Source organism: Candidatus Thiodiazotropha sp. CDECU1, from assembly GCF_963455295.1.
Taxonomy (GTDB): Bacteria; Pseudomonadota; Gammaproteobacteria; order Chromatiales; family Chromatiaceae; genus Thiodiazotropha.
Genome location: NZ_OY734020.1, coordinates 2,868,780 through 2,890,988, shown reverse-complemented (window position 1 = coordinate 2,890,988; position 22,209 = coordinate 2,868,780). Strand labels below are relative to the sequence as shown.

At 55.0% G+C, this 22,209-nt stretch carries 19 protein-coding genes; 13 read left to right on the top strand and 6 right to left on the bottom strand.

From position 1 onward, the window contains the following. The first annotated feature begins 66 nt into the window (after positions 1-66). Positions 67-1,569 carry an Era-like GTP-binding protein gene (locus tag R2K28_RS13135; RefSeq protein ID WP_316364987.1) on the top strand — a complete coding sequence of 501 codons (1,503 nt, stop codon included), beginning with the start codon at positions 67-69 and terminating at the stop codon, positions 1,567-1,569. Then, positions 1,499-2,860 (top strand): GTP-binding protein, encoded by a 1,362-nt coding sequence (locus tag R2K28_RS13130; protein WP_316364986.1) that lies wholly within the window; start codon positions 1,499-1,501, stop codon positions 2,858-2,860. The genes R2K28_RS13135 and R2K28_RS13130 overlap by 71 nt, the downstream gene beginning before the upstream one ends. A 237-nt stretch (positions 2,861-3,097) precedes the next feature. Here the strand turns inward: R2K28_RS13130 and R2K28_RS13125 are convergent, their stop codons facing one another. Both R2K28_RS13125 and R2K28_RS13120 read right to left on the bottom strand, forming a co-directional pair. Further along, entirely contained in the window at positions 3,098-3,787 is a 690-nt protein-coding gene (locus R2K28_RS13125; protein ID WP_316364985.1) for a DUF2461 domain-containing protein, read from the bottom strand. 351 nt (positions 3,788-4,138) lie between these two features. Further along, a complete protein-coding gene (locus R2K28_RS13120) occupies positions 4,139-4,375 on the bottom strand; it encodes a hypothetical protein (RefSeq protein ID WP_316364983.1) in 237 nt (78 codons plus the stop codon). A 215-nt stretch (positions 4,376-4,590) separates the two neighbouring features. Between R2K28_RS13120 and R2K28_RS13115 the strand changes: the two genes are divergently transcribed. Further along, entirely contained in the window at positions 4,591-6,315 is a 1,725-nt protein-coding gene (locus R2K28_RS13115; protein ID WP_316364980.1) for a cation:proton antiporter domain-containing protein, read from the top strand. A gap of 312 nt (positions 6,316-6,627) precedes the next feature. Further along, on the top strand, positions 6,628-6,801 hold the full coding sequence (locus R2K28_RS13110) for a hypothetical protein (protein ID WP_316364977.1): 174 nt from the start codon (positions 6,628-6,630) through the stop codon (positions 6,799-6,801). An 18-nt stretch (positions 6,802-6,819) separates the two neighbouring features. Here the strand turns inward: R2K28_RS13110 and R2K28_RS13105 are convergent, their stop codons facing one another. The 4 genes from R2K28_RS13105 to R2K28_RS13090 form a co-directional block, all read right to left on the bottom strand. Beyond that, on the bottom strand, positions 6,820-7,581 hold the full coding sequence (locus tag R2K28_RS13105; RefSeq protein WP_316364975.1) for a YciK family oxidoreductase: 762 nt from the start codon (positions 7,579-7,581) through the stop codon (positions 6,820-6,822). A 114-nt stretch (positions 7,582-7,695) separates the two neighbouring features. Next, on the bottom strand, positions 7,696-8,349 hold the full coding sequence (locus R2K28_RS13100) for an HAD family hydrolase (protein WP_316364973.1): 654 nt from the start codon (positions 8,347-8,349) through the stop codon (positions 7,696-7,698). A 37-nt stretch (positions 8,350-8,386) separates the two neighbouring features. Further along, the gene (gene ubiG / locus R2K28_RS13095) at positions 8,387-9,097 is read right to left on the bottom strand and encodes a bifunctional 2-polyprenyl-6-hydroxyphenol methylase/3-demethylubiquinol 3-O-methyltransferase UbiG (protein ID WP_316364970.1); all 711 of its coding nucleotides are present in this window, start codon (positions 9,095-9,097) and stop codon (positions 8,387-8,389) included. 106 nt (positions 9,098-9,203) lie between these two features. Next, positions 9,204-10,535: a TRZ/ATZ family hydrolase gene (locus tag R2K28_RS13090; RefSeq protein ID WP_316364969.1), complete on the bottom strand. Its 1,332-nt coding sequence runs from the start codon at positions 10,533-10,535 to the stop codon at positions 9,204-9,206. Between the two features lie 299 nt (positions 10,536-10,834). On the opposite strand from R2K28_RS13090, the gene mtnA reads away from it, so the two are divergent. The 9 genes from mtnA (at position 10,835) to cmk (ending at position 22,140) form a co-directional block, all read left to right on the top strand. Further along, on the top strand, positions 10,835-11,914 hold the full coding sequence (gene mtnA, locus R2K28_RS13085) for an S-methyl-5-thioribose-1-phosphate isomerase (RefSeq protein WP_316364967.1): 1,080 nt from the start codon (positions 10,835-10,837) through the stop codon (positions 11,912-11,914). A 113-nt stretch (positions 11,915-12,027) separates the two neighbouring features. After that, entirely contained in the window at positions 12,028-14,604 is a 2,577-nt protein-coding gene (gene gyrA, locus R2K28_RS13080) for a DNA gyrase subunit A (RefSeq protein WP_316364963.1), read from the top strand. Between the two features lie 94 nt (positions 14,605-14,698). Continuing rightward, positions 14,699-15,781 carry a 3-phosphoserine/phosphohydroxythreonine transaminase gene (serC, locus tag R2K28_RS13075; protein ID WP_316364960.1) on the top strand — a complete coding sequence of 361 codons (1,083 nt, stop codon included), beginning with the start codon at positions 14,699-14,701 and terminating at the stop codon, positions 15,779-15,781. Positions 15,782-15,786: 5 nt separating this feature from the next. Continuing rightward, positions 15,787-16,962, top strand: a complete 1,176-nt coding sequence (locus tag R2K28_RS13070) for a phosphoglycerate dehydrogenase (RefSeq protein ID WP_316364958.1) — start codon at positions 15,787-15,789, stop codon at positions 16,960-16,962. A 42-nt stretch (positions 16,963-17,004) separates the two neighbouring features. Then, positions 17,005-18,090, top strand: coding sequence for a prephenate dehydratase (gene pheA / locus R2K28_RS13065; protein WP_316364957.1), 1,086 nt, complete (start codon positions 17,005-17,007; stop codon positions 18,088-18,090). A gap of 38 nt (positions 18,091-18,128) precedes the next feature. Beyond that, positions 18,129-19,241, top strand: a complete 1,113-nt coding sequence (hisC, locus tag R2K28_RS13060; RefSeq protein ID WP_316364955.1) for a histidinol-phosphate transaminase — start codon at positions 18,129-18,131, stop codon at positions 19,239-19,241. Then, positions 19,238-20,104, top strand: a complete 867-nt coding sequence (locus tag R2K28_RS13055; protein ID WP_316364953.1) for a prephenate dehydrogenase — start codon at positions 19,238-19,240, stop codon at positions 20,102-20,104. Before hisC ends, R2K28_RS13055 begins: the two co-directional genes overlap by 4 nt. 39 nt (positions 20,105-20,143) lie before the next feature. Next, entirely contained in the window at positions 20,144-21,466 is a 1,323-nt protein-coding gene (gene aroA / locus R2K28_RS13050; protein WP_316369742.1) for a 3-phosphoshikimate 1-carboxyvinyltransferase, read from the top strand. Then, positions 21,463-22,140 (top strand): (d)CMP kinase, encoded by a 678-nt coding sequence (gene cmk, locus R2K28_RS13045; RefSeq protein ID WP_316369740.1) that lies wholly within the window; start codon positions 21,463-21,465, stop codon positions 22,138-22,140. Before aroA ends, cmk begins: the two co-directional genes overlap by 4 nt. Positions 22,141-22,209 lie beyond the last annotated feature (69 nt).

Here is a 22,209-nt window from a genome sequence, read left to right as displayed (position 1 = left end):
GTCGGTTTCTAACGTATTCTAGTCGATCAGGATTATGTCTGAAGATTTCCAGCAACGTCTAGCGTCATGAAAGAGCAACAGGTTCCCACATCACAAAAGCGCATCCTACGGCTCCTGCTACTGATAGCGATTGTGTTTGTCGCCCTGTTGGCACTGTTACTCATTCTACAGCTAACCGAATCCGCGCTCAGCATTTGGCAGATACTCGATCAGCTCTCACCGGCGCTACTGGTTCTCTATGCCATAGGCTTGTTCGGCTTTGCCCTGCTGGTTTCAATCCTGAGTTGGTTGTTGTTACGGCCGGCGAGGCGGAAACCGGTTGATCAGGGATCGAGGGATCTTCTGCCGGAGAACAGGGATGCATTGAGCGAGGCGTTACAGCAAGCGGATGCCAAAGGGGTCGATACCGCGGAGGCACGGCAAGAGTTGCAGGAGCTCGATCAACGGGCTGCGCAACTGACGTTCTACGTGGCCTTTTTCGGTGCCGTATCCGCCGGCAAGAGTGCGCTTATCAAGGCGATTACCGAGGCCGAGGAGATTGAAGTCGATCCCCGCGCCGGCACTACCAGGCAGGTTGCTCACTACCACTATACGGATGGTGAGGATGTGGATCTGCAACTGACCGATGCACCGGGCATACTCGATCCCAACCCCGAGCATGGACGCATTGCCCGCGAGGAGGCAAGACGGGCTCACCTCGTGATCTATGTCTGTGACGGGGAATTGACCCGTGATCAATATCTTGAGCTGTTAGAGCTTCAGGCCCACGAACGCCCCCTGATACTGGCCTTGAACAAACAGGATCGCTTTAGCGAGGAGGAGCTCAAGGCCATCTCGACCAGGATCAGTGAGCGAGTGCCGGAGATTGAGGTAATACCGGTTCAGGCAGGTGGAAAGGAGGAGGTCACGCGTATCGATGCCTCGGGTAGAGAGTGGCGGGAACTGCGTGACAGGGAGGCAAGGATTGAGGGGCTTATGAGTGCGATTGTGCTCCGTATCACCAGGGAGCGGGAGCGGCTGGAAACACAGCGGGATGAGAGCCTGGTACGCTTGGGTGCAGAGAAGCTTCACCTGGCGACCCAGGCCCATCGCCAACAACAAGGGGAGAAGCTGGTGAGACAATACACCGGCAAGGCGATGATGGGAGCCATGGCGGCAATCAGTCCTGGCACCGATATCCTGATCCAGGGCTACCTCGGGGTGCAGATGGTGAAGGCACTGACCTCCCTGTATGAGGTCAAGGCGCGAGAGGTGGATGTTGAACATTTTATCGACCTTGCGAGTCAGAATGTGGGCAAACGCATGACCCTGCTGCTGGCACTGACAGGCAATGTATTAAAAGCCTTTCCAGGTGTGGGCACAGTGACAGGGGGATTGATCCATGCCGTCGCCTACGGCCTGATTTTTGAGGGCCTGGGCAAGGCCGTGGTTAAGACCCTGCATGAGAGCGGTACCCTCAAGACCGTTCAGGCACTGGACTATTTCGAGGAGGCGCTGAGTGGAAATCTGGAAAGCCGTGCAAAACATTTTGCCCGGCTGGCTGTGGAAGAGTACAGAAAAAGAGAGTGATTCCAATCCAGGGCCCCAAGGGGAAGAACATCTCCAGTTGGCGCGGGAGAATCTACGCGAGCTGTTAGAGGATGAACGCCTGCCTAATGGTGTGCGCGACAGCCTGAAAGATGACTTCATGCAGGTCGAGGCGATGCTCGACAAGCTGGAGCACGGTCACCTGCATATTGCTGTATTCGGCCGGGTCAGCGTGGGTAAATCGGCGCTGCTGAACGCCCTCTTGGGGGAGGAGCGATTTGCGGTCAGCGCCCTGCACGGTGAGACGCGGCATAGCGACATGGCGCCCTGGCAGGAGGTTGAGGCTGGCGGGGTCTATCTTATCGACACGCCAGGTATCAATGAGATCAGTGGTGAGGCGCGTGAGCGGATGGCCGAGGATGTGGCAGGTCGTGCCGATCTGGTGCTGTTCGTGGTGGATGCCGACCTGACCCAAACCGAGTTGCAGGCCATACGCTCCCTGCATCAGCGCAACCGGCCGATCCTGGTGGTGCTCAACAAGTCCGATCGCTATACCGATGATGAGTTGAAGCTCTTGCTCGCCAGTCTGCAGGAGAAGCTACAGGGGCTGGTCGCTGCTTCCTTTATCGTGCCGGTGGCAGCTCATCCCGCGCAACGAATCTATCTGCAAACGGATGACAAAGGTAGAGAGCAGGAGATCCGCAAACGCCCTCTGCCCGATGTGACCCAGCTGGCTAACAGTCTATGGCAGCTGATCGAGCGCGAGGGTATGGTGCTCTCTGTACTCAATGCCAGCCTGTTCGCCGGTGAGCTCAGTGACGAGGTTGCCAGTCGAATCGTGAAGGTGCGTCAGGAGGTGGCGGAGCGGGTAATAGGTGGCTATTGCCTGGGTAAGGGTGTTGCGGTTGCACTGAATCCGATACCGGTTGCCGATATCGTGGCTGCCCTGGCGCTGGATGCCTCGATGGTCATGCATCTGGCTCGTGTCTACGGCATGTCCCTGTCCCGGGGTGAGGCAGGAGAGCTGATAAAAACCATCGGTGCCCAGATGGCACTGCTGATGGCCACCGTATGGACAGTGAATGTGGCCGCCAGCGCCCTCAAGGCAGGCAGTGCAGGCCTCTCGACCCTGGTGACCGCAGCGGCCCAGGGGGCGATGGGCTATTACACAACCTATGTCGTGGGTAAAGCGGCCCAGCGTTATTTCGCCCAGGGGCGCTCATGGGGGAGTGGCGGACCCAAGACCATCGTGCAACAGATCCTGGAGTCCGTGGACAAGGATTCCATCCTGCAGCAGGCGCGGGAAGAGATCCGCCAGAGGCTGCGCGTCTAAGCTGAGCTATTCAGTCCACAAATAAAGGAAAATTCAAGGTTACTCAAAGGGAATTGGTGGGGCAGGGCCCCACCCTACCTATCCAATCAGCGTGTAGGGTGGGGTTCTGCCCACCGAAACACAAGCATCACCAAGGCACCGAAATATCTGGAGGGTTCAACGGTGCGGCAAGCCGCACCCTGCACCTGAGGGTCACATGGGCACTTTGTGTGCACATAGCTCTAACGCCTTTGATCCTCAGTAATTGACCTCTACCGCGGCACAAAGATAGCGCATCAGGGAGTCGGTCTGTTTGAAACCTCTGGCCACGAAGTTACTAAACGAGGTCTTGAGGATCTCTTCACTATCGAAGGGTTTGAGGGCGATGAAGTCCTTGCGTTTCAGATCCTCCAGCAGCGGATGGTCGGGGGGAAAGCCCCTCGGCGGTCTGATCAAGCTGTCCCCGGCAAGTTGAAAGTGCCTGCGGAATGGATTCTCTTTCAGTGCCGCCTGCCAGGCTGCGGGATTGTCAGTGATGAAGTTTCTGATTTTGGCCAGGGTCTTGGACTCCGGGTGCCAGATTCCCGCACCGAGGAAACACTCACCGGGCTCGATGTGGAGATAGAATCCAGGGGCATGCACATCCTTGCCCAGATTGTGTCTGAACTGAATCCCGATATTGTTTTTATAGGGGGTCTTGTCCTTGGAGAAGCGGGTATCCCGATAGACGCGCATCAACGAACCGCCGGTTTTTTTGGCGATGGCGCGAAACTCGGTTGAGATATCCCTCAGTTTTGGCGCCATCTCTTCGATAAATGCGAGAGCCGGTTCTCTGACACTGGATTCGTATTGCTGTTTGTTCTCGGCGAACCATTCGCGATTATTGTTGTGTGACAGTGCTACCAGGAAAGGGAGGGTCTGCGGTGGAAAGCCTTTGAACCTATCCATGTATCTACAGGATCAGACGCCGTATTTACTGAAAATGGCGTGTCTAACCGGGCAGGTGCATACCACCTGATTACCCAATTTGGAACTGTAGGGGCAGCCTTTACCCTTACCGCAAACCATTCGCGATGTATTGTCGGTGGTTAATCTGATACCACACAGCTTGTAATCACTTTCTGTGAGACAGGCATGATTTTTGGTGCACTTTTTCGCCTCTAACAAGGTTTCCAGTGGTATATTGAAACGTCTGGGACTATGCATTGATCTAGATTATCGTTATTTCCCCTAACCTTGCCAGTGTATGCAGGGGGAATGCAATTGGGGATTACACCCAAGTTGGCACCTCACTGAGTGTTAAATACCACCGATCAGTGAGGCATGCACGCCACTACGCTTGAAGTGTGAGAGCAGGTCCCTTGAATGAATAGTCTGTGGATCGTAATCAACCACCATCAGGTGAGGTGTTTTGATGTGAGCGCATGCGCTGACAACACCCCTCACCCCGGAGAGATTTTTTTCTATATTTTGTATCTGTTCTTGAGATAAGGATTCATTGATATGAACCACCGCATTGGCGTCGAAATTGATCATTTGCTCCTCCCAACATTATAAATCCGTTAAGATTGAAATTAGCGTAGATGGCTAGGATTACAATGCGGGGAAATCCCAACACTTTATAGGGTTAAATCCTTATCCTGCTTAGTCTGATAGGCGGGTAATTCACAATATCACCCGTGAGTTGTCTGTTTAAGCATGGGCAGTGTGCGGTATGTTAGACATAGAATAACGAATAGTGACGAGGCTCTATGCATCTCGATACATTTCTGTTTTCAGCGTTGCTTTTGCTGATCGCAACCTCGGTTGCCGTGGCGCTGTTCAAGCATCTGGGTCTGGGCTCCATATTGGGTTTGCTGGTGGCCGGCATAATTGTCGGCCCGTATTCCCCCGGCCCGTATGTGACAGAGCATGTGGAGGATGTCAGACACTTCACTGAGCTGGGTGTGGTTTTATTGCTCTTCATCATTGGCCTGGAGATGAGGCCGCGTCGCTTGTGGGCGATGCGTAGAGAGGTGTTTGGCCTGGGACTGCTGCAGATTCTTGTGACCGGCCTGATATTGGCATTTTACTTCAATCAATGGCAGACATCCTGGCTGCTATCCCTGCTGATAGGGCTTACCTTTGCGCTCTCTTCAACCGCCTTTGTGATCCAGATTCTGCAGGAACGAGGGGAGATTGCCAGCCCCCACGGCACGACCGCCTTTTCAATCCTGTTGATGCAGGATCTGGCCATCGTGCCCCTATTGGCCCTGGTACCGATCTTTTCCGAGACAGGCGGGGTCTCCGCCGAGATCCCCGTATGGCAACAGCTGATGATCGAGATCGGGATGATTGCCATGGTTGTGGTGGTGGGTCGTTATGTCCTGCCGTTCGTGCTCAATCAGTTGGCAAAACAGGGCAACAGAGAGGGCTTTCTGTTGGTCGTCATGTTGGCTGTATTCCTGGCTGCCTGGGTCATGGATCAGGTGGGTCTGTCCATGGCCCTTGGGGCCTTTGTCATGGGTATGCTGTTATCGGGATCGAGCTACCGATTACAGATTCAGGCCTTCGTCGAACCCTATAAGGGTTTGCTGATGAGTCTGTTCTTTGTCGCAGTCGGTATGTCGATCGACTTTGCCGCTATCTCTAGCCACTTTGGGATCTTTATTCAGCATATTCTTGTCATTGTATCGATCAAGTTTTTGGTGCTGTTTCTGCTTGCCCTCGGTTTCGGCTATTCAAAAAAGATTGCGATGCGGGTGAGTTTCTTTCTTGCCCAGGGCGGTGAGTTCGGATTTGTTCTGTTCGCTGCGGCAAAAGCCCTGAACGTGGTGGACGATGCCACCTTCGTCACAGCCGTGGGTGTGATATCCGTGAGTATGTTGTTGACCCCCTTACTGATTGGCGTCAGTGATCAATTGGCAAAGCGATTGGACAGCAGCGGCGCCAAAACCGATGACTTGCGCTATCCATCGGATAAAGGCGGGGAGAGTCGACGGGTGATTATCGGCGGATACGGTCGTGTGGGACATACCGTTGCGGTGCTGCTGCATAGCAGTGGCGTGCCGATCGTTGTGTTCGATACCCATCCGGACCGTGTCGCTCAGGGTAAGAAGGATGGCCTGCCGGTCTACTATGGGGATATCAGCGATCCCGATCTGCTCGATGCCGCCAATGTTGGCAACGCCTCTTTGGTGGTATTGACCGTGGACAGCGGTACTGTCGCCTTGCGCACTACTTCCCATGTGCGCAACACCTACCCTCATGTTCCGGTGGTCTCAAGGGCGCGTGATCTCGAGGCCTGTGGCCACCTGGTCAGTGCGGGGGCAAGTCATGCCTTTCCTGAGGCACTGGAGAGTAGCCTGCGCCTCGGGGCTATCGCACTGCAGATGGTTGATGTACCGAATGACAGTGTCGACCTGCTGCTGCAGGGGGTGAGACAGGACAACTATACATTGGTGAAGTCGGATGATGATGTGGTGCGGAAAAAATAGTGATTTTATAAGAATCCAGGGATATCACCGAATCAGTCAACTAGGGTATCCAAGCCAATACGTAATTATTATCAATAAGTTGCGTTATAAATGTGGAGCATTATCTAGGTGTATTAACATAGTTTAACACTCGGGTATTACATTTGTAATATTTCTCGTCTAAGCTAGCTCATACAAGGTTAGATCCTATAAAGACGAATGTATAAAACGACAAGGGCAGAGTCAGAAGGAAGACTGCCTCCATGTCAGTCAAATTTGATATCAGGTAACTGCAGGTTAGGTTTGCATGTATGGGACTCGGGGAGAGATGAAATGCCAAAGTTGACCAGTGGTATTACACAAAAAGAACGGCTAAAAGTAATCCAATCCATAGATATGATCAAAGCAGCACGAAACGATCATGAGAAACAGATATTGCAGCGCTATCGGGATATGGTTGCCAGAGAGTTCAATGATGTCCAGACACTTGCAGTGAGCGGTGAATAGATAATTCAATCTTCCAGGCTAGCTTTTATCAACTTGGGTTACTGCTTGCGCAGACAATGCTTGACCATTAATCTCCTTGCTGTCCGGTCCCATTAGATAGAGATAGTTATTCATTATCTGATCAGGCAGAGGTAAGCTGGTGGGATCCTCACCGGGATAGGCCCAGGCGCGCAGGGCCGTCTGTGTCGGACCCGGGGCGATGCTGTTGACCCGAATCTGACTGCTTTCCAATTCTTCGGCCAGTGTCTGCATCAATCCTTCGATGGCGAATTTGGATACCCCATAGGCACCCCAGTAGGCCCGGCCTTTTCGGCCCACCCGATCCGATGTGAATAGGATAGAGGCGTCATCCGCCTTGCGCAGCAGTGGCAGACAGGCCTGGGTCAGCAGGAATGCAGCGTTCAGATTGACTTGGATGACGCTGTTCCAGGTTACCGGATCGAAATCGTCGATACGACTCAAGAGTGCAAGTTTGGCAGCATTGTGGAGCAGGCCATGTAATTGACCGAACTCCTGATAGAGGCTCTCGCCCAGGGCATAATAGTCCTCGGTCGGTGCCTTCTCCAGGTCGAAGGGTATAAGCGCCGGTGTGGGCCATCCGGCCGCTTCTATCTGGTCGTAAGTCTGCTCCAGTCTGTGCTCATTGCGTCCCAGTAGCACCACTGTTGCACCATATTCGGCAAATTTTTTAGCCGCCGCCTGGCCGATTCCGCTGCCGGCTCCGGTAACCAGAATGACGCGTTCATTGAGCAGGTCTTTGTCGGGATTGTAGTCTTGCATGGAGTAGGTTGGTTCTTGTCGGGGGGTGCATTATAGCCGCGCGCCGTCAGCAACGATATTGAAAATTCTCATAGCAAGGAAAATTTTCAGAGGTAACTGATATTTGCGGCCTGATCAATCAACCCACTTCAATATCTCCATGGGGTGGCTGATCTGCCCATCCGCCCGCCATGCCAGGGGGTCGTCGTTTTCGTCAAGATAACCGAACAGGGCCACCAGGGTCTTGGTGCCTGCGTTTCGGCCAGCTTCGATATCCCGTACCGCGTCACCCACATAGATAGCCTGCGACGGATCTATACCCGTCTGTTGGCAGGCATGCAGAATGGGTAGCGGATGTGGCTTGGCATGGGGCGTTGTGTCACCACTGACAATGGCACTGGCACGATTGTCCAAGCCCAGTTTTTGCATCAAGGCGTCTGTCAGCCAAGCGGGTTTGTTGGTCACGATACCCCAGTGAATGCCTCGTACCTCGAGCTCCTCGATGAGTGTTTCCATGCCGTCAAATGGCTTGGTGAGTACTGCAATATTGTTGGCGTAGATACGCAGGAACTGCTGTTGCAGTTCAGTGTATCCGGGATCCTCAGGTTCGATATCGAACGCCACTTTCAACATTGCCCGGCTGCCATGGGAAACAGCAGGCCGCACCTTCTCGAATGGGATCTCTTCCCGACCTTCCTGGGTCAGTACCTGATTCAGTGCGGAATGGAGATCAGCAGCGGTATCGGCAAAGGTGCCGTCGAGATCGAACAGGACACATTTAACGGTCATTGGTATCAGCAGTCAGCGGCTGGGGAGCGTCATATCATTACGCTTCCCTGGTTGCGGCAACCAGATAGTTGACATCCACATCGCTGCTCAGTTTGTAGATTTGAGTGAGCGGATTGTAACTCATTCCGGTCATGCCCAGGGTGGTCAAACCGGCCTCCCGCAACCAGCCTTGGAGTTCGGAGGGACGGATGAACTTGGCATAATCGTGGGTACCTTTGGGCAGTAGCTTCAACACATACTCGGCACCAACGATGGCAAACAGATAGGATTTGGGGTTACGGTTGATGGTGGAAAAAAAGAGATTACCGCCCGGCTTGACCAAACGGGCGCAGGCATTCACCACCGAAGCGGGATCGGGCACATGCTCCAGCATCTCCATGCAGGTCACGACATCGAATTGTTCCGGCTGCTCCTCCGCCAGGCGCTCCACCGGAATGCGTTCATAGTTGATCTCCAGGCCAGACTCCAACAAATGGAGTCTGGCAACCTGAAGGGGGGCTTCACCCATATCGATACCGGTCACCTGGGCACCATTGGCCGCCATGCTTTCGGATAGAATCCCGCCACCGCAGCCTACATCGAGCACCTGCTTTCCATCCAGGGGAGCAAGTCGCTTAATATATTCCAGGCGCAGCGGATTGATCTCATGCAGGGGTTTGAACTCGCTATGCGGGTCCCACCAACGGGACGCCAGCTCTTCAAACTTGCTGACCTCTGCATGGTCAACATTTATCTCTTCAGTGCTCATGCTTTTACTAGATAGTGGTGTTGATTTATGGATTAGTGTTAACAGGCCCTAGGTTACACAGCGTTGCAGCCTTTTTCGAGGGCTGCCTATTTAAGCAAGCGTTTCCTTATCTGTCGACATCCGACGCCATGATGCGTTCCCGCCAATCTACGGTCTGCGCCATCATCTGCTGCGTGTCCAGGGTGGTCAGGCTGCCTTCGCTGACAACGGGTCGGCCGGCGACCCAGACATGAGTGACCTGTTCACGCCCTGCGGCATAGACCAGTTGAGAAATGGGGTGGTAGACAGGCAGGGTGTTGACTCGATTCAGATCCACCGCAACCATGTCGGCCGATTTTCCGGCTTCAAGGGATCCTGTCTCCTGTTGCAGACCGAGTGCCAGTGCACCGTTGATGGTCGCCATCGAGAGCGCCTTGGCGGCGGGCAGCGCACTGGCATCGTTCGCCACACCCTTGGCGAGGAGGGCGGCGCTGCGCATCTCGCTGAACATATCCAGATCGTTATTGCTGGCGGCGCCGTCGGTACCCAATGCCACGTTGATACCCGCCTTCATGAGCTTCACAACCGGGCAGAATCCGCTCGCCAGTTTCTGGTTCGATTCGGGGCAGTGCACCACATGGCCGCCGCTGGCGGCAAACAGCTCCAGCTCGGCCGCCTCGAGATGGGTCATATGTACCGCCGCCAGCGAGGGTGACAGCAGCCCCAGATCATTCAGTCTGGCCATCGGCCGTTTGCCGTGATGTTGCAGGCCCTGCACGATTTCGTCATGGGTTTCATGAACATGCATATGTACAGGTATCTCAAGTTCATCCGCCAGAGTGCGGATTCTCTCCAGTATGGGATCAGCCACGGAGTAGGGGGCATGGGGGGCAAACGCGGTATGGATAATTGGGTTGGTGCGGAATTGATCGTGGACCTGCAGCCCCTTATGCAGATAATCGTCGCCGTCACTGGCCCAGGCAGATGGGAAATCGATGGCTATCAGGCCAAGCACTGCACGTATCCCTGCACTGCTTGCAACCCGTCCGGTGATGTCGGGAAAAAAGTACATGTCGTTGAAACAGGTGGTGCCACCAAGGAGCATCTCGGCGACAGCCAACTGGGTACCGTCGTGGATGAACTCCTCACTTACCCACTTGGCCTCGGCAGGCCAGATGTGTTCGTTCAGCCATGTCATCAGGGGCATATCATCGGCCAGGCCCCTGAGCAGGGCCATTGCCGCATGGGTATGGGTATTGATCAGGCCGGGGATCAGCGCATGGCCCCGCAGGGTGGTCTCCTGTGTCGACTGAAACCGGGATGTCACCTGGTCGGTGGGCAGGATGGCGCTGATGCGTCCCCGCTTTACCACCAGTGTGTGGTCGCTATAGACATGGTTTTCTGGGACCACAGGAATGATCCATTCCGCATGGATGAGTTGATCGACCTGTTCAGGCATGACGCTGTCCCTTTAGAACTGAATAGTGTGAGACACTACACTTGCTCCCTGAACAAATGCAACGTTAGCTTATTTACCTTGGACCTAGGTAGGCGCCTGACGGTTGTCTTTCGCAGTAGCGGCAAGGATGCCGCGTAAGCCCCGTCACGATAGGATGTCGTGTCGGGGCGTCGGAGAAAGACAACCGTCAGGCGCCCGCAGAGGACAGAAAGATGCTCGACAATACCGTGCAGACACTCACCTTGGGATTGATAACTTGGCAATGTAAATAATGAAAAGACTAATCACAGAAAAATAGTATGGATCTACCAAAACAGATTAATCAGGTCACTGCAGACGATGCCATCCTATGGCGGGATGGGCACCTGTTTCTATTGGATCAACGTAAACTACCAGGCGAAGTGACCTTTCTGGAATTGCACAGCGCTGCAGAGACCGCCCGGGCAATCACAGAGATGGTGGTGCGCGGCGCGCCGGCTATCGGTATTACCGCGGCCTACGGTGTGGTGTTGGCAGGGAGTCTGGCGTTCCAGTCATCCCCTGAAGATTGGAAAGGGGCAATCGAGTCAGACCTTGAGTCTCTGCGGCGATCCCGCCCGACCGCGGTCAACCTGTTTTGGGCGTTGCGAAGGATGGCGGCGTTGATACAGACCCTGCCGGATAACAAGGACCCGGGGGATGATCTGCTGCAAGAGGCGGTGAGGATCCATACACAGGATAGGGAGGCCAATCGCCGCATGGGCGAACTGGGTGCCTCACTGCTCGAGGCCGATAGTGGCGTCATCACCCATTGCAACGCGGGTGCCCTCGCCACCGGCGGTTACGGTACCGCCCTGGGGGTGATCCGATCCGCCCATAAGCGGGGACTGATCCGGCAGGTATTCGCGGATGAGACACGACCCTGGTTGCAGGGTGCCCGTCTGACGGCCTGGGAACTGTTGCAGGATGGCATACCCGTCACCCTCCTGGCAGATGGGGCCGCCGCCCATCGCATGGCCCAGGGGGGGGTGGACTGGATTATTGTGGGATCGGACCGGATTGCTGCAAATGGCGACGTGGCGAACAAGATCGGTACCTATAGCCTGGCGGTGGCGGCCAAGCACCATGGTGTCAAGGTGATGGTGGCGGCGCCGACCTCAACCATCGATATGGAGATCCCGTGTGGCAGCGAAATTCCCATCGAGATGAGGGATGCAGATGAGCTGCTCTCCTGTGGTGGGCGACAGATTGCCGCGGATGGTGCCGGGGTATGGAACCCGGTGTTCGATATCACCCCGGCAGAATTGGTTAACGCAATTGTCACAGAAAGGGGCGTTGTGCTCTCGCCAAATGAGAAAAAGATAGAAAAAATGATGATGAATCGGCCTGAGAGCCTCTGAAACTGGATTTCAGGCGTTTTTTATACAGCACAGTGTCAGGGGGCTATGGTACAATGCGCTTTTTCTGACGCCTCACTCTGTTGGTGGGGGCGATAGCAAAAGACAAGAGCCAGATGACCGAATTCGCCAAAGAAGTACTCCCAGTCAATCTCGAAGATGAGATGCGGCAGTCCTACCTGGACTATGCCATGAGCGTTATCGTGGGCAGAGCCCTGCCGGACGTGCGCGACGGACTCAAGCCTGTGCATCGGCGCGTGCTGTATGCGATGAATGAGCTGGGTAACGATTGGAACAAGGCCTACAAGAAATCGGCGCGTATCGTGGGTGATGTGATCGGTAAATACCATCCCCATGGCGATACGGCTGTGTACGACACCATTGTGCGCATGGCCCAGCCCTTTTCCATGCGCTACATGCTGGTGGATGGACAGGGAAACTTTGGCTCGGTGGATGGGGACTCCCCCGCTGCCATGCGTTATACCGAAGTGCGTATGGCGCGTATCGCCCATACCATGCTGGACGACCTGGACAAGGAGACGGTCGATTTCGTTGCCAACTATGACGAAACAGAACGGGAACCTGCCGTCCTGCCGGCGCGGATTCCCAACCTGCTGATCAATGGGTCGGCCGGTATTGCGGTGGGTATGGCAACCAATGTGCCGCCGCACAATCTTACCGAAGTGATCGATGCCTGTGTTGCGGTGATCGATGAGCCGGAGATCAACATCGATCAGCTGATGGCACATCTGCCAGGCCCCGATTTTCCTACTGCGGGCCTGATCAACGGTGCCAGCGGTATCAAAGAGGCCTACCACACCGGACGTGGCAGGATCTACATGCGCGCGCGCAGCGAGATAGAGACAGATGAGAGCAACGGTAAGCAGACCATCATCGTCAATGAGTTGCCCTATCAGGTCAACAAGGCGCGCCTGATCGAAAAGATCGCCGAGCTGGTGAAGGATAAACGCATCGAAGGCATCACCGAGCTGCGTGACGAGTCGGACAAGGATGGGATGCGCATCGTCATCGAGCTGCGTCGTGGCGAGGTGGCGGAGGTGGTGCTCAACAACCTCTACCAGCAGACTGCCATGCAGAGTGTATTCGGCATCAACATGGTGGCCCTGGTGGATGGCCGTCCACGGCTGCTCAATCTCAAACAGCTGCTTGAGTTCTTTATCCGTCACCGCCGCGAGGTAGTGACCCGGCGTACCCTGTTCGAACTGCGCAAGGCGAGAGACAGGGCGCATGTGCTGGAGGGCCTGGCGGTAGCGCTGGCCAATATCGATGAAGTGATCGCGTTGATCAAACAGGCCGCCAGTCCGGCAGAGGCGAAGAGGGAGCTTCTGGCCCACCATTGGCAGTCTGGTGCAGTGGAATCGATGCTTAGCCGGACAGGAGCGGACAGTACCCGACCGGAGGATCTGAGCGCCGAGTTCGGCCTTACCGAGCAGGGCTATCGCCTGACCGAGGTTCAGGCCCAGGCCATTCTGGACCTGCGTCTGCACCGCCTGACCGGTCTCGAGCAGGACAAGATTATCAAGGAGTACGAGGAGCTGCTGGATAAGATCGCCGATCTTCTCGATATTCTTGGCAGTCCCGACCGGTTGATGCAGGTGATTCGAGGCGAGTTGCTGGATATACGGGAACAGTATGGTGACGAGCGTCGCACCGAGATTATCGAAAATCGCCTCGATCTCACCCTGGAGGACCTGATCACCGAAGAGGATGTGGTGGTGACCCTCTCCCATGCGGGTTATGCCAAGGCGCAGCCGATCACTACCTATCAGGCCCAGCGACGGGGCGGCAAGGGCAAGATCGCCACCGCCACCAAGGATGAGGATTTCGTCGACAAGCTGTTTGTGGCCAGTACCCACGATACCATTCTCTGCTTTTCCAATATGGGTAAGGTCTACTGGCTGAAGGTCTATGAGTTGCCCCAGGCCGGGCGCAATGCCCGCGGCAAACCGATCGTCAACCTGTTACCCCTGGAAGGGGAGGAGCAGATCAACGCCATCCTGCCGGTGCGTGAATATGACGCCGACCGCTATGTGTTCATGGCGACCAGTTCCGGTACCGTGAAAAAGACCTCACTGGAGGCCTTCTCCCGGCCTCGGGCCAACGGCATCATCGCGGTGGATCTGCGCGATGGCGACAAGCTGGTCGGGGTTGCCGTAACCGATGGGGACCAGGATATTCTGCTCTTCAGCAGCAGTGGCAAGGCGGTACGATTCTCGGAATCGAAGGTCAGGGCGATGGGCAGGACCGCATGCGGTGTTCGGGGTATCCGACTGGAGGATGAGCATCGGGTCGTCTCCCTGATCGTTGCCGCAGAAGGTGACGTGCTGACCATCACAGAGAATGGCTATGGCAAGCGCACAGCCATCAAAGAGTATCCGCTGCACGGCCGGGGTGGCCAGGGCGTTATTTCGATCCAGACCTCGGAGCGCAACGGCGCTGTGGTCGGTGCCGTTCAGGTGATCGAAGAGGATGAAGTGATGATGATCTCCGACGGTGGGACCCTGGTGCGAAACCGGGTCAGTGAAATCTCGCAGATGGGACGTAACACCCAGGGTGTGATCATGATCCGCCTCAGCAGCGATGAGCGTCTTATCGGAGTGGAGCGGATTGAAAGTCTCGACACCGAGATAGATGAGGATGTGGATCCGGATCAAACTGACACCAGTGATTGATTAGCTCAGTCCCGCACTTAATCTCCCCGACAGTTGCCCACAGAATATTTGATTGATGAATTTCCAAATTATTCACCATATTGAGAGGCTATAGATGTCACGAGTCTTTAACTTTAGTGCCGGTCCCGCGATGTTACCGGAAGAGGTTCTGCAACAGGCAATGGTAGAGATGCTTGATTGGCAAGGCACAGGTATGTCTGTCATGGAGATGAGCCACCGGGGGAAGGAGTTCATGTCCATCGCGGAACAGGCCGAATCGGACCTGCGTGAGTTGCTGCAGATACCTGAAAGTTACAAGGTGATGTTCCTCCAGGGTGGTGCTTCGAGTCAGTTTGCCATGGTGCCGATGAATCTGACCCGGGAAAAATCTAAAGCCGACTATATCAACACCGGCTCCTGGTCGAAAAAAGCGATTGCGGAAGCCAAACGTTATGCCACTGTGAACCTGGCCGCTACCACTGAAGAGACGAAGTTCACAACCACCCCCAGCCAGTCGGAACTCAGTCTCGACCCGGATGCCGCCTATGTGCACTACACTCCGAATGAGACTATCCAGGGTGTGGAGTTCCCCTATCTGCCGGACACCGCCGGTGTGCCGCTGGTTGCGGATTACTCATCCACCATCCTGTCACGCCCGATCGATGTTTCCCGATATGGGATCATCTATGCCGGCGCGCAAAAGAACATAGGACCGGCCGGTCTGACCATTGCCATCGTCCGCGAGGACCTGATTGGTCATGCCATCGATAATACGCCGGCGATGTTTCAGTATGCGACCCATAGTGATAACGGCTCCATGTACAACACACCGCCGACCTATGGCTGGTACCTTGCCGGTCTGGTATTCAAATGGTTGAAGGAGAAAGGTGGTCTGACGGGTATGGCCGCCATCAATCAACGCAAGGCGGAGGCCCTGTATAGCGTCATCGACAGTTCCGCTTTCTATGCCAATCCGGTATCACCCGAGAGCCGCTCCTGGATGAATGTGCCATTCACCCTGGCGAACGCGGAGCTGGATGGGAAATTCATCGCAGAGGCAAGCGCGGCCGGTCTCAAGACCCTCAAAGGCCACCGCTCGGTGGGTGGGATGCGCGCCAGTATCTATAACGCCATGCCCGAAGCCGGGGTCCAGGCGCTTATCGATTTCATGACTGAGTTTGAACGGGTGAATGGATAACTGACATGTACAAGATTCTGACATTGAACAATATCTCCGTGGCAGGCCTTGATCGACTGCCCCGTGACACATATGAAGTTGCCTCTGAAATCACCCATCCGGATGCGATCCTGTTGCGTTCCTACAAAATGCATGGGATGACCATCCCTGAAACGGTAAAGGCGATCGGACGGGCCGGTGCCGGTGTGAATAATATTCCGGTGACCGAGATGACCGAAAAGGGGATCCCGGTCTTCAATGCGCCGGGTGCGAATGCGAATGCGGTCAAGGAGCTAGTGCTTGCGGGTGCGCTGCTGGCGGCGCGTAACCTGGGACAGGCCTGGCGCTTCGCCACGGATCTGTCCGGGGAAGATTCGGTCATATCCAAACAGGTCGAGACGGGCAAGAAGAATTTCGTCGGCTTTGAACTGCCGGGACGTACCATGGGCGTCATCGGCCTGGGTGCCATCGGCGTCAAGGTCGCCAATGCCTGCCGTGCATTGGGTATGAATGTTGTCGGTTACGATCCAACGATTACGGTTCAAAGCGCATGGAAACTCGCTTCGGAAGTGGAACAGGCATTGAGCGTGGATGACCTGCTCTCAAAATCCGACTTTGTCACTTTTCATGTGCCGCTGACGGATGCCACAGCCAATATGATCAATGCCGAGCGGCTGAAACTGATGAAGCCCGGGTCGGTGCTACTCAATTTTGCCCGCAACGGTATTATCGATGATGAAGCCACTGTGGCCGCCTTGGACAGCGGTCAGCTCTATGCCTATGTGTGTGATTTTCCGAGCAACCTGCTGAAGGAGCATCCAAGGGTGATCACTTTGCCTCACTTGGGGGCCTCAACCAAGGAAGCCGAAGATAACTGTGCGATCATGGTGGCCGAGGAGGTGCGTGACTATCTGGAAAACGGCAATATCATCAATTCAGTCAATTTTCCCGCCATCAATCTGCCGAGAAACGGCGGCTATCGCATCGCTGTGGTGAACAGTAATGTACCCAATATGGTGGGACAGATCTCCACCGATCTGGCGAATGAGGGGCTGAATATCCTGGACATGCTCAACAAGTCCCGGGACGATATCGCGGTAACCCTGCTGGACGTGGACAAGCAACCCGGCGCTGAATTGTTGCAGACCCTGGCTTCCATCGACGGTGTATTGTCGGTACGCTCATTATCCGGCAGGGAGTAGGACCAACCCGGGATTAGTCTTAACAGGCCCTAGGATCAAGCCATGAATGATGATGCGAAACTGAGTGCCATCCGGAATCGAATCGATGAGATCGATCTGCAGTTGCAGCAGCTGATCAGTGAGCGCGCGGGTGCCGCCCAAGAGGTCGCACGCATCAAATTGAAAGAGGATCCGCAGACAGAATTCTATCGCCCCGAACGCGAGGCAGAGGTATTGCGACGCATCAAGGAGCGAAACCAGGGTCCGTTACAGGATGAGGAGGTGGCGAGGCTGTTTCGGGAGATCATGTCGGCCTGCCTGGCCTTGGAACAGCCCCTGAGCATTGCCTTTCTCGGACCGGATGGAACCTATACCCAGGAGGCGGTGCTTAAACATTTTGGTCATTCGGTTCATACCGAGGCCATGGGATCCATACCCGATACCTTTCGCGAGGTCGAAGCAGGCGCCTGTCAGTATGGGGTGGTGCCGGTGGAGAATTCCACTGAAGGGGTGATTACCCACACCCTGGATACCTTCGTCAATTCTCCACTGCGTATCTGTGGTGAGGTCTCCCTGCCGATCAATCATCAACTGCTCAGTCGCGAGACCAGCATCGCGCAGATAAAGGTGGTCTACACACATGCTCAATCCCTGGCCCAGTGTCGGGGTTGGCTCGATCAGCATCTTCCCCATGTGGAGCGGGTTGCCGTTGGCAGCAACGCCGAGGCCGCCAGGCTTGCAACCGAGATCGCCAATGCCGCTGCCATTGCCGGTGAAGCTGCCGCTGAGATCTATCAGCTCGGCCTGTTGGCATCGAACATTGAGGATGAACCTGGCAACACGACCCGGTTTCTGGTGATCGGCAAGCAGGATTCAGCATTCAGTGGTGATGACAAAACCAGTATCATGTTCTCCACTCACAACAAGGCGGGGGGTCTGCATACAATGCTTACACCGTTTGCCGAACACAATATCAGTATGACGCGGATCGAGTCTCGGCCATCCCGCAGGGGGCGCTGGGACTATCTTTTTTTCGTCGATGTGGAGGGGCATAGAAGTGATGACAATCTCGCTGCGGCCCTGTCCGAGATTGAGCAGGCAGCTACCCAGTTCAAGGTCCTCGGGTCATATCCCAAGGCAGTTATATAGCCTTTGATTCCTCACTTCGAGGGCCTTGGTTGAACACTATGACATCTCAGACAAACCCTTTTCTTGAGCTTGCCGCACCGGGTATCGATGCCTTGAAACCCTATTTGCCCGGTAAGCCGATATCTGAGTTGGAACGTGAATTGGGTATCGCTCACTCGATCAAACTGGCCTCCAACGAAAATCCCCTGGGTGTAAGCGAGAAAGTCATCCAGGCAATCGCCAATTCTACCCCTGAGTTGTCACGCTATCCCGATGGCGGGGCCTTTCAGCTACACCAGAGACTGGCCGAAAAGCATGCTGTCGATCCAGCCTGCATCACCCTTGGTAACGGTTCCAATGATGTCCTGGATATGGTTGCGCGGGTATTTCTGTCGCCGGGTGTGGAATCCCTGTTTTCCCAATATGCCTTTGCCGTCTACCCCATAAGCAGTCAGGCTGTGGGTGCCAGGTTAGTGATCACGCCAGCCAAGGCCTATGCCCATGACCTTGAACGTATGCTGCAGATGATCACCCCCAGGACACGGGTGATCTGGATTGCAAATCCAAACAATCCAACCGGAACCTGGCTGTCCAGGGATGCCTTGTTCTCCTTTCTGGCTCAGCTACCAAGCCATGTCATGGTCGTGCTGGATGAGGCCTATATCGAATATGTTCAACACAGCGACTATCCCGATGGCAGCGCCTGGCTGGAACGTTTTCCCAACCTGATAGTGACCCGCACCTTTTCCAAGGCCTATGGACTTGCTTCGTTGCGTATTGGATATGGGCTCTCGAACCCTGACGTTGCCGATCTGCTGAATCGGGTGCGACAGCCATTTAATGTCAACACCCTGGCGCAGTCGGCGGCCCTTGCCGCGCTCGATGATCAAGCCTTTATTCAGCGCTCGATTGCGCTCAACAACAAGGGTATGCAACAGTACCGCAGGGGTTTTGAATCGATGGGACTCGACTATATTCCCTCGGTGGCAAATTTCATAACGGTCGAAGTCGGTGAGGATGCTTCCAGGGTCGATCAGGCACTGCTGAGTGAGGGGTGTATCACCAGGGGGATAGCCAATTATGGTTTACCCAATCATTTACGTATCTCCATCGGTTTGGAAGAGGAGAACGATCGTCTCCTGACCACATTAAAGAAGGTGCTGAAACGGTGATTGAAAAGCTTGCGATTATCGGTGTTGGTCTGATTGGTGGCTCTGTCGCCCTGGCCCTGAAGGAGGAGGGTGTGGTGAAGGAGGTGGTCGGTTGCGGCCGCGGGGAAGCCAATTTGATCAAGGCGCAATCCTTGGGAATCATCGATCACTACACCCACGATGTGAGTGTTGCGGTAAAAGGCGCCGATATGGTTTTGCTGGCAGTGCCTTTGGGTGCGATGCGTGACACCCTTAACGCCATACACGGTCATCTCGCGGAACATGCCGTGGTTACCGACGCGGGTAGTGTCAAAGGCAGTGTGGTGGATGATGTCAAAGGGGTATTCGGTGCAGTGCCCGGCTTTTTTGTTCCAGGTCATCCCATCGCGGGAACCGAGCGCAGCGGGGCCGAAGCGGCGTTTGCCGAGTTGTATCGGAATCGCCGGGTGATACTCACACCGCTGGAAGAAACGGATAAGCAAGCCCTGCAAAAGGTCGAACGACTGTGGCAACAGTGTGGGGCTGAGGTGGTGCAGATGAGTGTGGAACACCACGACGAGGTATTGGCCGCCACCAGTCATCTGCCGCATATGTTGGCGTATACCCTGGTCGATAGTCTGGCGCGAATGAAAGAGAATGATGAAATCTTCAGCTTTGCAGCGGGTGGTTTCCGGGACTTTACCCGAATCGCATCGAGTAATCCTGTGATGTGGAGAGATATCTGCATGGCCAATCGGAGTTCCCTGAACAAGATGCTGACGCGTTTCGCCGATGAACTGCATGAGTTGGCCGGGCTGCTGCAAAGCGGAGACGAAACAGGATTGCTGGAGATGTTTGAACATGCGAAACAGGCCCGCGACAGATATGTGGATGGCGTTGAATAAAGCTAGGGACCCATGCTTTCAGTGTAATGAACGAGTGGTATCAACTTGCAACAAAAACTCAATTATCGAACACAACCCGGTGGAAAACTGAGGGGTAACTTACGTGTGCCAGGGGATAAATCCATCTCCCATAGGTCGATCATGCTCGGTTCATTGGCGGACGGTATTACCCAGATAAAAGGTTTCCTGGAAGGTGAAGACAGCCTCGCCACCTTGAACGCCTTTCGCCAAATGGGGGTGACCATCGAAGGGCCGACCCATGGCAAGGTGACAATTCATGGGGTTGGCATGCAGGGTCTGCAAGCACCGGAGGATGCACTTGATCTGGGAAATTCCGGTACCTCTATGCGTCTCCTGACCGGTCTATTGGCGGGTCAGGGCCTGGCGGTCACACTCACCGGTGACAGTTCACTGTCGGGTCGGCCTATGCGACGGGTCATCGATCCCCTCTCCGAGATGGGTGCGAGAATCGACTCTACGGCATCCTTCACTGCACCTCTTAAGATAGTTCCACCAATCCGTTTGCAAGGTATCGACTACCAATTGCCGATGGCCAGTGCGCAGGTCAAATCGGCACTCTTGTTGGCGGGCCTGTGCGCAGAGGGTGAAACCTGTATCACTGAGCCTGCGCCCACCAGGGATCACACCGAGCGAATGTTGCGGGGCTTTGGCTACCCTGTGAGATCTACTGGCAACAGGGTTTGTCTGTCAGGAGGAGGGCGGTTGACTGCTTGTGAGATCGACATACCCGCGGATATTTCGTCGGCTACCTTTTTCCTCGTCGGTGCCTGCATCGCTGAAGGATCAGAGATGGTGTTACAGCACGTGGGTATCAACCCAACCCGTGATGGGGTGATCTCTATCCTCAGATTGATGGGGGCTGATATTGCGCTTCTGAATCAGAGAGAGATCGGTGGGGAGCCGGTTGCCGATATCAGGGTCAGGTCGAATGGATTACAGGGCATAGATATACCTGAGGAGTTGGTGCCGCTGGCAATCGATGAATTTCCCGCCCTGTTTGTGGCAGCAGCATCTGCCCGGGGTGAGACACGCCTGCATGGGGCGGAAGAGTTAAGGGTGAAGGAGAGTGATCGAATCCAGGTCATGGCTGAGGGGCTGCAGAGACTCGGTATCCAGGCGGATCCGACCCCGGATGGGATGGTTATTCAGGGTGGTGTCATAGAGGGCGGCCGGGTTGAGAGCTACGGCGATCACAGAATTGCAATGTCATTTGCGATGGCGGGGTTGCGGGCAGCGGGTCCCATCGAGATTAGCGACTGTACTAATGTGAATACCTCCTTTCCCGGGTTTGTGTCTGCAGCGGCAGAAGCGGGTCTGCAGATCGATGAGGTAACGAAATAGTGACTGGGGTACCGGTAATTACCGTGGATGGACCCTCCGGATCGGGTAAGGGAACCCTTGCGCAACGCATCGCTGAGACCCTAGGTTGGCATTTTCTCGACAGCGGTGCGATTTATCGTGTTTTGGGGTTAATGGTCGAACGTGCTGGTATCAGTGGTGATAACGTAGATAAAATTACAGAAATGGCGAAAAACATGCCGCTATCATTCGATCAGGGAATGGTCCTGCTGGCCGGTGAAGATGTCGCGGGGGCCATACGAACGGAGACCATCGGCAATGCGGCGTCAAAGGTGGCTGCAATCCCTCAGGTTCGTGAAGCATTGCTGGCGTGGCAGCGGAACTACGCCAAAGCACCAGGCCTGGTTGCGGATGGGCGCGATATGGGGACAGTGGTTTTCCCCCAGGCGGCGGTCAAGATATTTCTCACCGCAAGTGCCGAGGAGAGGGCGCAAAGACGCTATAAACAGTTGAAGGGAAAGGGGTTAGGTGTTAATCTCGCCCGTCTTACTGAGGAGATCAGAGAACGGGATGAGCGCGACAGCAAACGTGCCGTGGCGCCGCTCATCGCTGCGGAATCAGCATACCAGCTGGATTCGACGGCGATGAGTATCGATGAGGTATATGAGCAGGCGATGTTTAATATAAGCATGGCCCTGCCCGATCTTCAGCGATAATCCACTGACTCAGCGGTTAAGACTTGGCGGCCGGGTTTACCGGCTTAATTTTTAACCTAACAACTTGGC

Bases quoted from the DNA above. Each gene is read 5' to 3' on its own strand.
- R2K28_RS13135 (WP_316364987.1), top strand. From the start codon at position 67: ATGAAAGAGCAACAGGTTCCCACATCACAAAAGCGCATCCTACGGCTC.
- R2K28_RS13125 (WP_316364985.1), bottom strand. From the start codon at position 3,787: ATGGATAGGTTCAAAGGCTTTCCACCGCAGACCCTCCCTTTCCTGGTA.
- R2K28_RS13120 (WP_316364983.1), bottom strand. From the start codon at position 4,375: ATGATCAATTTCGACGCCAATGCGGTGGTTCATATCAATGAATCCTTA.
- R2K28_RS13115 (WP_316364980.1), top strand. From the start codon at position 4,591: ATGCATCTCGATACATTTCTGTTTTCAGCGTTGCTTTTGCTGATCGCA.
- R2K28_RS13110 (WP_316364977.1), top strand. From the start codon at position 6,628: ATGCCAAAGTTGACCAGTGGTATTACACAAAAAGAACGGCTAAAAGTA.
- R2K28_RS13105 (WP_316364975.1), bottom strand. From the start codon at position 7,581: ATGCAAGACTACAATCCCGACAAAGACCTGCTCAATGAACGCGTCATT.
- R2K28_RS13100 (WP_316364973.1), bottom strand. From the start codon at position 8,349: ATGACCGTTAAATGTGTCCTGTTCGATCTCGACGGCACCTTTGCCGAT.
- ubiG (WP_316364970.1), bottom strand. From the start codon at position 9,097: ATGAGCACTGAAGAGATAAATGTTGACCATGCAGAGGTCAGCAAGTTT.
- R2K28_RS13090 (WP_316364969.1), bottom strand. From the start codon at position 10,535: ATGCCTGAACAGGTCGATCAACTCATCCATGCGGAATGGATCATTCCT.
- mtnA (WP_316364967.1), top strand. From the start codon at position 10,835: ATGGATCTACCAAAACAGATTAATCAGGTCACTGCAGACGATGCCATC.
- gyrA (WP_316364963.1), top strand. From the start codon at position 12,028: ATGACCGAATTCGCCAAAGAAGTACTCCCAGTCAATCTCGAAGATGAG.
- serC (WP_316364960.1), top strand. From the start codon at position 14,699: ATGTCACGAGTCTTTAACTTTAGTGCCGGTCCCGCGATGTTACCGGAA.
- R2K28_RS13070 (WP_316364958.1), top strand. From the start codon at position 15,787: ATGTACAAGATTCTGACATTGAACAATATCTCCGTGGCAGGCCTTGAT.
- pheA (WP_316364957.1), top strand. From the start codon at position 17,005: ATGAATGATGATGCGAAACTGAGTGCCATCCGGAATCGAATCGATGAG.
- hisC (WP_316364955.1), top strand. From the start codon at position 18,129: ATGACATCTCAGACAAACCCTTTTCTTGAGCTTGCCGCACCGGGTATC.